Source organism: Devosia sp. (assembly GCF_040509215.1).
Taxonomy (GTDB): Bacteria; Pseudomonadota; Alphaproteobacteria; order Rhizobiales; family Devosiaceae; genus Devosia.
Genome location: NZ_JBEVLL010000094.1, coordinates 1 through 12,098, shown reverse-complemented (window position 1 = coordinate 12,098; position 12,098 = coordinate 1). Strand labels below are relative to the sequence as shown.

Annotated in this window: 11 protein-coding genes; 10 read left to right on the top strand and 1 reads right to left on the bottom strand. The window is 60.9% G+C overall.

Going from position 1 to position 12,098, the window contains the following annotated elements; genetic code table 11:
- From ABW043_RS05320 to ABW043_RS05295, 6 genes are all read left to right on the top strand, one after another.
- The coding region (locus ABW043_RS05320) for a sugar phosphate isomerase/epimerase family protein (RefSeq protein ID WP_353920190.1) at window positions 1–708 on the top strand (708 nt) is incomplete at its 5' end.
- A 251-nt stretch (window positions 709–959) separates the two neighbouring features.
- Window positions 960–2,189 (top strand): ABC transporter substrate-binding protein, encoded by a 1,230-nt coding sequence (locus ABW043_RS05315; protein ID WP_353920189.1) that lies wholly within the window; start codon window positions 960–962, stop codon window positions 2,187–2,189.
- 60 nt (window positions 2,190–2,249) lie between these two features.
- On the top strand, window positions 2,250–3,152 hold the full coding sequence (locus tag ABW043_RS05310; RefSeq protein WP_353920188.1) for a carbohydrate ABC transporter permease: 903 nt from the start codon (window positions 2,250–2,252) through the stop codon (window positions 3,150–3,152).
- Window positions 3,149–3,976 carry a carbohydrate ABC transporter permease gene (locus ABW043_RS05305; RefSeq protein ID WP_353920187.1) on the top strand — a complete coding sequence of 276 codons (828 nt, stop codon included), beginning with the start codon at window positions 3,149–3,151 and terminating at the stop codon, window positions 3,974–3,976. Before ABW043_RS05310 ends, ABW043_RS05305 begins: the two co-directional genes overlap by 4 nt.
- A complete protein-coding gene (locus tag ABW043_RS05300; protein WP_353920186.1) occupies window positions 3,973–5,028 on the top strand; it encodes an ABC transporter ATP-binding protein in 1,056 nt (351 codons plus the stop codon). Before ABW043_RS05305 ends, ABW043_RS05300 begins: the two co-directional genes overlap by 4 nt.
- A 163-nt stretch (window positions 5,029–5,191) precedes the next feature.
- Window positions 5,192–7,099, top strand: a complete 1,908-nt coding sequence (locus ABW043_RS05295) for a glycoside hydrolase family 127 protein (RefSeq protein WP_353920185.1) — start codon at window positions 5,192–5,194, stop codon at window positions 7,097–7,099.
- A gap of 172 nt (window positions 7,100–7,271) precedes the next feature.
- Here ABW043_RS05295 and ABW043_RS05290 read toward each other — a convergent pair whose 3' ends face one another.
- A complete protein-coding gene (locus ABW043_RS05290; RefSeq protein WP_353920184.1) occupies window positions 7,272–7,844 on the bottom strand; it encodes a helix-turn-helix domain-containing protein in 573 nt (190 codons plus the stop codon).
- A 69-nt stretch (window positions 7,845–7,913) separates the two neighbouring features.
- On the opposite strand from ABW043_RS05290, the gene ABW043_RS05285 reads away from it, so the two are divergent.
- The 4 genes from ABW043_RS05285 to ilvC all read left to right on the top strand — a co-directional run.
- Window positions 7,914–9,104 carry a glycine C-acetyltransferase gene (locus ABW043_RS05285; RefSeq protein WP_353920183.1) on the top strand — a complete coding sequence of 397 codons (1,191 nt, stop codon included), beginning with the start codon at window positions 7,914–7,916 and terminating at the stop codon, window positions 9,102–9,104.
- Window positions 9,104–10,141, top strand: coding sequence for an L-threonine 3-dehydrogenase (gene tdh, locus ABW043_RS05280; protein ID WP_353920182.1), 1,038 nt, complete (start codon window positions 9,104–9,106; stop codon window positions 10,139–10,141). Before ABW043_RS05285 ends, tdh begins: the two co-directional genes overlap by 1 nt.
- 449 nt (window positions 10,142–10,590) lie before the next feature.
- Window positions 10,591–11,238, top strand: a complete 648-nt coding sequence (locus ABW043_RS05275) for a TetR/AcrR family transcriptional regulator (protein ID WP_291417102.1) — start codon at window positions 10,591–10,593, stop codon at window positions 11,236–11,238.
- Window positions 11,239–11,263: 25 nt separating this feature from the next.
- Window positions 11,264–12,098: ketol-acid reductoisomerase (ilvC, locus tag ABW043_RS05270; RefSeq protein WP_353920181.1), on the top strand; the 835-nt coding region annotated here is incomplete at its 3' end.

Here is a 12,098-nt window from a genome sequence, read left to right as displayed (position 1 = left end):
GATGTGGTGATCGATACGCTTGGCATGTTCGGCAACCCGCTCGAAACCACCGACATCGACCAGCAGACGCTGCAGGGCTGGAAAACGCTGATCGACAACGCCCATCTCTTCGGCGCCAAGACGATCGCCGGTTTCACCGGTCGAATCCGCGGCAAGTCGATCGAAGAGAGCCTGCCGCGCTACAAGGAGGTCTGGACCGATCTCGCCAAGCGCGCCGCCGACAAGGGTGTCCGTCTTGCGTTTGAGAACTGCGCGATGGATGGCAATTGGGCGTCCGGCGATTGGAACATCGCCCATAATCCCGATGCCTGGGAGTTGATCTTCAACGAGACGCCGCAGGACAATATCGGGCTCGAATGGGAGCCGTGCCATCAGATGGTCTATCTGATCGACCCGATCCCGCAGATCCACAAATGGGCGCCAAAGATTTTCCACGTCCATGGCAAGGACGCGACGATCCGCTGGGATGTGATCCGCGAGCATGGCGTTTTCGGCAAGGTGCCATTCGTTTTCATGCGCACGCCGGGCTTTGGCGACACCAACTGGACCGATGTGATCTCGGAACTGCGGCTGGCCGGGTATCAGGGCTCGATCGATATCGAGGGCTGGCACGACCCGGTCTATCGCGGCGATCTCGAGATCACCGGGCAGGTGCATGCGCTCAATTATCTCAAGGCCAGCCGGGGTGGTGATTTCGTCGGGGTTTAAAAGTCATACTTAACTTGACGGGCGGGCAAAGAAGGTCTTTTCTCGTTGAGAAAACGATTTCCTCAGCAGGTTGGAGTCTGCTGAGGAGGAGCCGGTCGGGCTGGCTTGTGGCCAGGGAATTCTATGGCGGTAACGCTGTGGTTACGGGATGTCGCGGGGGATTTGCCCCGTCGATTAGTCGCTGCTCAGGGGCAGGAGGGCTCCTTGCAGCATTTCTTGCGGCGATTGTGCCGCTCAGGGAGGAGAACCTGATGAAACTGAACGCATTCGGACTTTTGACCGCTGTCAGCCTTGGTGCGATGAGCCTGGCGACGCCGGCCTTTGCGCAGGTGACGCTGAAAATCTGGTCGATCGACGGGGTGGACCGCGTTGGTATCGCCGACACGTTCTCGAAGGAATTCGACGAGGCCAATGAGGATATCGTCGTCGAATACCGCGCCATTCCTTTCGACGACCTCGTCAACGAAACGCTGCGCGCCTTTGCGACGGGCAATGCGCCTGACATCGTGTCGTTCGACAATCCTGATTTCGCGCTGTTCTCGTCGCGTGGCGCCATGCTCGACATTACCGACCGGGTTGCCAATTCGAGCGTGATCAAGGCCGAGAACTATTTTGAAGGTCCGCTGAACTCGGTTTCGTGGGACGGCAAGCTGTTCGGCATTCCGAAATATACCGACACGATCGGCGTATTCTACAACAAGGACCTGTTCGCCAAGGCAGGGATCACCGAGCCGCCGACCACATGGGCGCAGCTCACGGAATATGCCGAGAAGCTGACGGACCCGGCCAATAACGTCTATGGCGCGACTTTCTCGGCGCGTGCGGGCGAAGAAGGGACGTTCCAGTTCCTGCCGATCATCCAGATGTCGGGCGGCGGCTATGACAATGTGGCGACCGACGGCGCGGCCGAAGTGCTCGATCTGTGGAAGAAGATGGTCGACAACGGCTGGGCGTCCAAGGACGTGCTGAGCCTTGGCCAGTGGGATTCGACCGGCACCTTCAATTCGGGCAATGCCGCCATGGCGATCTCCGGCCCGTGGGAAGTCGACCGCATGGTGGAAGACGCCAAGTTCGACTGGGGCGTGGCGCTGCTGCCGACGATCACCGACGGCGGCGAGCGGTCTTCGGCTCTCGGCGGATTCGACTGGGGTATCATGTCGACCACCAAGCACCCGGACGAAGCATTCCGCGCGCTTGAATATTTCGCCAGCCAGGACAACCGGATCTTTGAAGAATTCGGCTCCATTCCGGCACGCAGCGATATCGAACTGCCGGTGACCGGCGTCGAGAAGAAGGACGCGGCGCTCAAGGTGTTCCTCGAACAGCTCCAGTATGCCCAGCCGCGCGGTCCGCATCCGGAATGGCAGAAGATCTCCAAGGCCATCTATGACGCCATGCAGCAGGCCCTGACCGGCCAGATGTCGTCCAAGGATGCGCTGGCACAGGCCCAGACGACCATCAACGGCATTCTCGGGAAGTAATCTCCCACCACCCGGCCGGGTACCCGGCCGGGTACTCGCCGCCAGGGTTGGAGAGGTTTCGTGCGACGATTTTTGGCTTCCCTGCGCGATGGCGTGGGTTTCGATATTCTGCTTGTTGGTGCGGCGATGGCTTTTCTCGTCGCCATGGCTGGATTGCCGCTGATCTATAATGTGCTGATGAGCTTTCAGCAGGTGGACATGTTCACCCTGGGCTCGCTGATCAGGCCGTGGGCCGGTTTTCAGAACTACATCGATGTGGTGCGCGAGCCGGCATTCTGGCTGGTGACCAAAAATACCTTCATCTTCGTCTTCTTCTCGATGGGCGGCCAGTTCATCATCGGCTTTGCGCTGGCGCTGTTCTTTGCGCAGAATTTTCCGGGCGCCTCGACCATTCGCGGCCTGTTCCTCGTTTCATGGGTGATGCCGGGCCTGGTGGTCGGCGCGATCTGGAGCTGGATCCTGGCCGGCGATTTCGGCGTGCTCAACACGATCCTCAAGGGTCTCGGGATCATCCAGTCGAACGTGTTCTGGAAGTCTGATCCGGCCTTTTCCATCTGGGCGGTGGTTATCGCCAATATCTGGCTGGGTCTCGCCTTCAACATGCTGCTGCTTTCGGTGGGACTCGCTGCGATTCCGCGCGATCTCTATGAGGCCGCCGAACTCGATGGCGCCAATGCCTTCCAGCGCTTCTGGACGATCACGCTGCCGATGATGCGCTCAACGATTGGCGCGGTTCTGTCGCTGGGGCTGATCGGCACCTTGCAGCAGTTCGATCTCTTTCCCGCAATCACCGAGGGCGGTCCCGCCAATACCTCGACGGTTGCCCAATACTGGTCCTGGCAGATGAGCTTCCAGCTTTACGATTTCGCCAAGGGCGCCACGATTTCGGTGATGATGCTGGTGCTCGTGCTGATCGCGTCGATCATCTATGTGCGCTCCACCCGCCATGAGGTGCGCGGATGACCCGGCCCTATATTCCCTGGCTGCTCGTCGTCGTCGCTCTGGCGCTGGCCGCGGTCTATCTCTTCCCGCTCTACTGGATGTATGTCACGAGCTTCAAATCGGGCTCGGAGATCTTTGCCAATCCGCCCACCTTCTGGCCGCGTGAGATCGACCTGTCGATCTATCCCAATGTGTGGACGCGGCGGACCATGCACGTGTTCCTCTGGAACTCGACGCTGATCGCGGCGGGTGTCACGGCCATTACCGTGATCTTTGGTACAGGCTGCGCCTATGTGCTGGCACGGTACCGGAACGTTTGGGTCGATATCGGCCTCTTTTCGGTGCTGATGCTGCAGGTTCTGCCAGCCTCTGTGATGGTGACGCCACTGTTTGTCGCCTTCAACCAGTTCGGCCTGCTCAACTATCCGCGGACGGCGGTCGTGCTGGCGGCGGCGGCCAAGGCCATGCCGTTCTTCGTCGTGCTGGTGCGTGCAACCTTCATGACCGTGCCTCGCGAACTCGAAGAGGCGGCGCTTGTCGACGGCAATTCGCGCGTCGGCGCGTTCTTCTCCATCGTCCTGCCGCTGGCGCGGAACGGCATTCTGGTCTGCGCCATCCTCACCTTCATGAGCTCGTTCGGCGAGTACATCTATTCCAAGTCGATCATCCAGGACCCGTCCTTGCAGCCAGCCAGCGTTGGCCTTTCGGGCTTCCTTGGACCGAACTCGACCGACTGGAACGCCATCATGGCTTATTCGGCGATCTATGTGACGCCGATCCTTGCCGTCTTCGTCCTGCTGCAGCGCCGTATCGTCTCCGGCCTCACCTCGGGAGCACTCAAATGACTGCCCAGATCGAACTGAAAAATATCGACAAGCACTATGGCGCTTTCCACGCGCTGAAGAATGTCAGCCTCTCGATCGAGAAGGGGAGCTTTGTGGCGCTGGTCGGGCCTTCGGGCTGCGGCAAGTCCACGCTGCTGCGCTCGATTGCCGGGCTCGAAACCATCACCTCGGGCGACCTGCATATTGCCGGTAAGGAGATGACCGGCGTGCCGCCGCGGCATCGCGACATCGCCATGGTGTTTCAATCCTACGCGCTCTATCCGCATATGACGGTGGAGGAGAACCTGACCTATTCGCTGCGCCTCCATGGCGTAGGGAAGGCGGAAGCCAAGGCCAAGGCGGCCGAGGTTGCGGCAACGACCGGGCTTTCGGCGCTGTTGTCGCGCTATCCGCGGCAGCTTTCGGGCGGGCAGCGGCAGCGTGTGGCCATGGGCCGGGCGATTATCCGCAATCCCAAGGCGTTCCTCTTCGACGAGCCGCTGTCCAATCTCGACGCGGCGCTGCGGGTGCAGATGCGCAAGGAAATCCGGGCGCTGCATGATCGGCTGGGGGCGACCTCGGTCTATGTGACCCACGATCAGATCGAAGCGATGACCATGGCCGATTGGGTGGTGGTGATGCGCGACGGGATTATCGAGCAACAGGGGCGGCCGCTTGATCTCTACGACCAGCCGGTCAATCGGTTCGTCGCCGGGTTCATCGGTTCGCCGGCGATGAATTTTGTCGACGGCGTCATCGCCGAAGATGGTCGTGGCGTTGTCGTGGGGGCGGGGGATCGCATTCCGCTGGCGCGGCAGGCCGAACCCAATCGAAAGGTGGTTGCCGGAGTAAGGCCCGAAAATCTGCGCGTGGCGGAGGGGGCCGCGAGCTTTCACTTCGAGGTCGGCAATGTGGAGTCGACGGGCTCGGCGACTTATCTGACCTCCAAGGACGGTGCCCTGCAACTGGTGCAGACGGAGCGGCTTGGTTTTTCAGTGGGGGACCGGGTGGGCCTCGATATCGATCCGGCGCTGGTGCACCTGTTTGATCCACAGAGCGGGGCACGGATTTAGGCTTTTGTTTTGCTGCTCCCACCGGCTGTCATCCCGGCCTTGAGCCGGGATCCATCTTGAAATCTCAGGATGAACCCCGGCCTTCGCCGGGGTGACAAACGGGGAGGGACAGAACCTCAAACTCCCAACCAACTCTTTGCTTTATAAGCGAAAAGGTTTTCTCATGTCTCGTTATGCTCCCGTTCCCTTTCCCGATGTGCGGCTGGAAGGCAAATTCTGGCATGAACGGCTGGAGACGGTGCTCGATCGCACGGTGCCCAGCCAGCACAAGAAGCTGGGCGAATATGGCATTCTCGACTCGCTGAAATTGCGCAATCCGCCGCCGCCGCTGCGTTTTCCGCGCCATTCCAATGGATTTACCGTGCAGGTTTTCTGGGACAGCGATGTCGGCAAGTGGATCGAGGCGGCGAGTTATGCGCTGGCGCATCGGCGCGATGCCGATATCGAAGCCAAGATCGAGGCGGCCATCGACGATCTCGAAAAGGCGCAGTCGCCGGATGGCTATCTCAATTGCTGGTATCTCGGGCGGGAGCCGGAGAACCGCTGGACCAACCTTCGCGACAACCACGAGATGTATAATGCCGGGCACCTGCTCGAAGGCGCGGTGGCCTATTTTCAGGTAACCGGAAGGCGACGCTTTCTCGATGTGATGGAGCGCTATCTCGACCACATTTATTCGAACTTTGGCACCGATGCCGGCAAGCGCCGGGGCTATGACGGGCATGAGGAAATCGAGCTGGCGCTGATGAAGCTCTACTACCTCACGGGGGAGAAGAAGCATCTCGACTTTGCCACCTACATGATCAACGAGCGCGGCAATGCGAACCCGCACTATTTCGATATCGAACGCGAGGCGCGCGAGGGCGGGGACGCCAAGCAGCGCTATGTGTTTGCCAATTACGAATATTCGCAGAGCCACAAGCCGGTGCGCGAGCAGGAGAAGGTGGTCGGCCACGCGGTGCGCGCCATGTATCTCTATACGGCGATGGCCGACCTGGCGGCGGAGCTGAACGATCCGGCGCTGAAACGGGCCTGCGAAGTGCTCTGGGACGATGTGATGGAAACCAAGATGTATGTGACGGCGGGCCTGGGCCCCTCGGCGCACAATGAGGGTTTTACGCATGACTTCGATCTGCCCAACCAGACGGCCTACGCCGAGACTTGTGCGTCCGTCGCGCTGATCTTCTGGGCGCAGCGGATGCTGCATCTCGATCTCGATGGGAAGTACGGCGATATTCTCGAACTCGCCATGTTCAATGGCGCGCTTTCGGGGCTGAGCCGGGATGGCGAACACTACTTCTATGCCAATCCGCTGGAGAGCGACGGTACGCCGACGCGGTGGGACTGGCACACGTGTCCGTGCTGCACGATGAACGTGTCGCGGCTGGTGGCGTCGGTGGGTGGGTATTTCATCTCGACGTCGAGTGACGGGGTGGCCTTCCATCTTTATGGCGGGATCGGTTCCACGGTCGAGATCGGTGGGCAGAGGGTCGCGCTCAAGGAAGTGTCGAACTATCCGTGGTCGGGCGACATCAGGATTTCGGTCGATCCGGAAACGCCAGCGGCGTTCGATGTTAAGCTTCGTATTCCGGGCTGGTGCCATGGTGCGACCATCGCGGTGAACGGGCAGAAGGTCGAGGCAAAGGCTGAGAACGGTTATGTCACCATTCACCGCACTTGGGCCAAGGGCGACTCGATTGCTTTGGACCTGCCGATGCCGGCGGAGCGGCTTTATTCGCATCCGGGCGTGATCATGAATGCCGGGCGCGTGGCGCTGAAGCGTGGGCCGCTGGTTTATTGTGTCGAGGAGGTCGACAATCCGGGCGGGCGCGTGCAGCGGTTGAAAATCAAGCGCGACGCGGCGCTGGAGGTGAAGACCGAGGCAGGGCTGTTCGATGGCGTGGTAACGCTCAAGGCTGCGGCGACGGCGATCGACGAAGGGGAATGGTCGGGGCTTTATCGGACCAAGCCGCCGGCCGAGCGCGAGGCGAACCTGACGGCTATTCCATACTATCTCTGGGCTAATCGCGGGCAGGGGAGCATGGTGGTCTGGATACCGGAGGTGGTTTGAGGCAGTCGCCAGATCTGCTGGCAACGCAATAGCCTCCGCCTCCAGCAATCGTCACCCTCGGGCTTGACCCGAGGGAGCTACACCTGCCGCGCCACCATCAAGTGCAGCGTCCTCGGGTCAAGCCCGAGGATGACGTTCCGTGGTTGGACGCGTTTTTTGCGTTCAACGCCTGCTAGCCGCGATAGTGCACGACCATCAGCGCCTTTGCGGGGGCGGTCGAGTCATTGACGATTTCGTGGGGCAGGTCGGCGCGGTAACGGGCGGTTTCGCCCTTGGCAAGTCTCTGGCTACTGCCGCCGCTGATGACGGTCAGGCCATCGGTCCAGGCGGTCAGGTGTTCGGTGGTGCCGGCCGAGTGCGGCGAGCTTGCAAGGCTCTTGCCGGCGGCGATTTCCACTTCATACCACTCCACCTGGCTCGCCAGGTTTGGCGGGCTCAGGATGCGCAGGGTCCAGTCGCCTTTGGGCGAGCGGATTTCGGGGGTGTGGGCGAGGCTCACGACCTCGATGGTCTCGGCCTGTTTTTGGCTGACTCCGCCCCCGACCAGTTCCGAGAGATCGAGTTTGAGCGCCTGAGTGAGGCCCCAGAGCACGGCGAAGGTCGGGTTGGCCTCGCCGCGTTCGATCTGTGACAGCATGGATTTTGAAACTCCCGAGCGGGCAGCCAGTTGTTCCAGTGTCAGATGGCGGGCTTTTCGCTCGGCCTGAATGATGGGCCCCAGCTGCGGCGCGGACTCGGTACTCATAGAAATTCCATTGTAACGGATTTCAAAATCCAATATATTGGAATTTCCATTATAGCGGAGGATGCGGCGGTGGATAGCGGATTTCTTGATCATGTGACCTCGGTTCTGGCCGAGATCGAGGCGGCGGGCCTGCGCAAGACGGAGCGCGAGATTTCCGGGCCGCAGGGCGGGCGTATCGCGGTTGGTGGGCGTGAGATGCTGAACCTTTGCGCCAACAACTATCTTGGCCTGGCAAACCATCCGGATATTCGCCGCGCCGCGGCAGAGGCGCTGGACAGCCACGGGTTTGGCATGGCTTCGGTGCGGTTCATCTGCGGCACGCAGGACCTGCATCGGGAGCTGGAGCGGCGGATCGCTAGATATCTCGGCAAGGACGACGCTATTCTCTTTGCGGCCTGTTTCGACGCCAATGGCGCGCTGTTCGAGACGCTGTTGGGGCCGGAGGATGCGGTCATTTCCGACTCGCTCAACCATGCTTCGATCATCGATGGTGTGAGGCTGAGCAAAGCGAAGCGCTATCGCTATGACACGTCGGACATGGACGCGCTGGAAACCCAGCTCAAGCAGGCGGCAGCTGATGGTTGCCGGTTCAAGCTCATCATCACCGATGGCGTCTTCTCTATGGATGGGCATGTCGCCAAGCTCAGGGAAATCTGCGCGCTGGCCGAGCGGTTCGGGGCACTGGTGGCGGTGGATGATTGCCATGCCACGGGGCATCTCGGCGAAAAGGGCAGGGGTACGCCGTCGCTGACCGGCGCGGGGAACGGTGTTGATATTGTTACCGGTACGCTGGGCAAGACGCTGGGCGGCTCGATGGGCGGGTTCATCGCGGCGGCGCAGCCGATCATTGATCTCTTGCGGCAGCGGGCGCGGCCGTATCTCTTTTCCAACAGTCTGGCTCCAGCCGTGGCGGCGGGGTCGCTGAAAGCGATCGATATTGCCGAGGATGCGGATGACCTGCGGGCCAAGCTGGCGGGGCACGCGGCAAAATTCCGCAAGGGGCTGAGCGAGGCCGGCTTTTCGCTGATCGATGGGCAGACGCCGATCATTCCGGTGATGCTGGGTGATGCGGTTCTGGCGCAGCGCATGGCGAAGGAGCTGGATGCGCGGGGCGTTTATGTCGCCGGGTTCTTCTATCCGGTGGTGCCGCAGGGCAAAGCGCGCATTCGCACGCAGATGTCGGCGGCGCTGACCGATGACGATGTGGATTTTGCAATTGCGGCATTCAGCGATGCTGGCCGCGCGCTGGGGGTTATCTGATGAAGGCGCTGGTCAAGGCAAAGCCGGAACGGGGCATCTGGATGGAAGATCGTCCCGTGCCCGAAATCGGGCCGGATGACGTGCTGATCAAGGTCAAGAAGACCGGCATCTGCGGCACGGACGTGCACATCTACAATTGGGACGACTGGGCAAGCCGCACCGTGCCGGTGTCGATGATCACCGGGCATGAATATGCCGGGGAGATCGTCGCCGTTGGCGGCAATGTGCGCGGGCTCAAGATTGGGCAGCGCGTTTCCGGCGAAGGCCATGTGGTCGGCGGCAATAGCCGGGCGGCGCGGGGCGGGAAGTATCATCTCGATCCCGATACCAAGGGGATTGGGGTCAATCTGCCGGGGGCCTTTGCCGAGTTCGTGCGCATTCCGGCTTTCAACGTGGTGCAGTTGCCGGACAGTGTCGATGATGAAATCGGGGCCATTCTCGATCCGCTGGGCAATGCAGTGCATACGGCGCTCTCGTTCGACATTGTCGGCGAGGATGTTCTGATCACTGGCGCTGGTCCCATCGGGATCATGGCTGGCGCGGTGGCGCGGCATGTCGGGGCGCGGCATGTGGTGATTACCGATATCAGCCCGCAGCGGCTGGAATTGGCGGCCAAGGTCGCCGATGTGGTGCCGGTGAATGTGGCGCAGGAAGATCTGCGGGAAGTCATGAACCGGCTCGGTATGCGCGAGGGTTTTGACGTCGGGCTCGAAATGAGCGGGGCACCGGCGGCGCTCGACCAGATGATCGACCATATGGTGATGGGCGGCAAGATTGCGCTGCTGGGTATTCCGGCGCGACCGTTCCCGTTTGACCTCGGCAAGATCGTGTTCCGTATGATCACGCTCAAGGGGATCTATGGGCGCGAGATGTTCGAGACTTGGCACAAGATGCTGGCCATGCTCGAAAGCGGGCTGGATGTGCGCGGGGTTATCACCGGGCGTCGTCCGGCGGGCGACTATGCAGCCGCGTTTGAAGAGGCGGCTTCCGGGACCGGCGGGAAGATCGTGCTCGATTGGGAGCAGGTCGGCTCGTAGTCGATAGATTGGCGGAGGGCTCGCGGAGCCCCCGCCGTTTGAGCCGCAGCGGAGCATGCGTAGACCGGCATTTATCGCTTATTCACCAAATCAGCCCAGACTCAATATTGCGCTGGGTACTGCGTATGCGCTCCAATATTGATCTATAGGTGCGCCCGTGAATTTTCCGGTTTTTATGAGCCTCTTGTCCGCGACTACTCTTGCCGTCCTTTTGGGTGTGCCGCTCGGCAGAGTATTCATGCGTCGCCGTCGGCGCTGGTAGCGCTCTTCATTTTCCATAGAACGATCTAGGCCGACTTGCGGCCGGCCGCTGCGCTCACCACGACAGTCGCCGCGCCAAAATCCGTTCCAAATCCAAAAATCCCCCTTGCGCGGAACCGTACCGTACGGTACGCCTGCGGACGGAAATTGCCGAAAGCGTTCGGCTATGCGTCTGCGGGTGACGACCAGTGCCTTTGCCCATCAAGATCAGCGAAGAGACCTTCACGCCCCGCCAGCAGGCGGTGCTTACGGCTGCGCTCGATCTGTTGGTCGAGAACGGCGACGGGTTGACCATGACGGCCGTAGCGCGGCGCGCTTCGTGCTCCAAGGAAACACTCTACAAGTGGTTCGGCGATCGCGATGGTCTCCTTACTGCAACAGTGCAGTGGCAGGCGGCCAAGGTGCGCATGCCGCATGTGGATCGCAGCCATCTCAGCGCGAAAGTGCTGCGCGAAAGCCTTGAGCAGTTTGCGCGGGACTTACTCACCACCATCATCGGTGAAGTCTCGATCACGCTCAACCGTACTGCCATTACCCATGCTGCCCAGGAAAAGGACAGCCTTGGGAACATCGTGCTCGAAAACGGGCCGATGGCGATCCGGCGGCGTCTGAAGCCAATTCTGGAAGCGGCGCGCGATGCGCGGCTGCTGCGCTTCAATTCGAGCGAAGACGCTTATCGTATCTTTTTCGGCCTCGTCGTCCGCGATGTGCAGATCCGTCTGCTGCTCGGCGACAAGAGCCTGACCCAATCCAATGTCGAAGCCAATATCGAAGCCGATGTTAAGGCCGCGACGGATCAATTCCTGGCCCTCCACGGGGCCAAGGCCAATACCTAAAATTCGCTACTGAGGGGAGATTCCCATGCGCGTCTATTACGATCGTGATGCCGATATCAACATCATCAAGTCCCGCAAGGTCGCCATCATCGGCTACGGCTCGCAGGGCCACGCCCATGTGCTGAACCTGCGCGATTCCGGCGTGACCAATGTCGCCGTTGGCCTGCGCCCCGGCTCGCCGTCGGCCAAGAAGGCCGAGAGCGAAGGCCTGAAGGTAATGAGCGTTGCCGAGGCTTCCGCCTGGGCTGACGTCATCATGCTTCTGACCCCCGATGAACTGCAGGCCGATATCTACAAGAAGGACATCGAGCCCAACATCCGTGACGGCGCAGCTCTCGCTTTCGCGCACGGCCTCAACGTGCACTTCAACCTGATCGAACCCAAGTCGACCGTCGACGTGATCATGATCGCGCCGAAGGGCCCGGGCCACACCGTTCGCGGCGAATACCAGAAGGGTGGCGGCGTGCCGTGCCTGATCGCCGTGCACCACGACGCTTCGGGCAATGCCCATGACATCGCTTTGGCCTATGCCTCGGGCGTTGGCGGCGGCCGTTCGGGCGTCATCGAAACCAACTTCCGTGAAGAGTGCGAAACCGACCTCTTCGGCGAACAGGCCGTGCTCTGCGGCGGTGTCGTCGAACTGATCCGCGCCGGCTTCGAAACGCTGGTGGAAGCCGGCTACGCTCCGGAAATGGCTTACTTCGAGTGCTTGCACGAAGTGAAGCTGATCGTCGACCTGATCTACCAGGGCGGCATCGCCAACATGAACTACTCGATCTCGAACACGGCCGAGTGGGGTGAATATGTCACCGGTCCGCGCATCATCACCTCGGAAACCAAGGCCGAGATGAAGCGCGTTC

What these genes read in the sequence shown, in the direction of transcription:
- ABW043_RS05315 (WP_353920189.1), top strand. Translation starts at nt 960, where the DNA reads ATGAAACTGAACGCATTCGGACTTTTGACCGCTGTCAGCCTTGGTGCG.
- ABW043_RS05305 (WP_353920187.1), top strand. Translation starts at nt 3,149, where the DNA reads ATGACCCGGCCCTATATTCCCTGGCTGCTCGTCGTCGTCGCTCTGGCG.
- ABW043_RS05300 (WP_353920186.1), top strand. Translation starts at nt 3,973, where the DNA reads ATGACTGCCCAGATCGAACTGAAAAATATCGACAAGCACTATGGCGCT.
- ABW043_RS05295 (WP_353920185.1), top strand. Translation starts at nt 5,192, where the DNA reads ATGTCTCGTTATGCTCCCGTTCCCTTTCCCGATGTGCGGCTGGAAGGC.
- ABW043_RS05290 (WP_353920184.1), bottom strand. Translation starts at nt 7,844, where the DNA reads ATGAGTACCGAGTCCGCGCCGCAGCTGGGGCCCATCATTCAGGCCGAG.
- tdh (WP_353920182.1), top strand. Translation starts at nt 9,104, where the DNA reads ATGAAGGCGCTGGTCAAGGCAAAGCCGGAACGGGGCATCTGGATGGAA.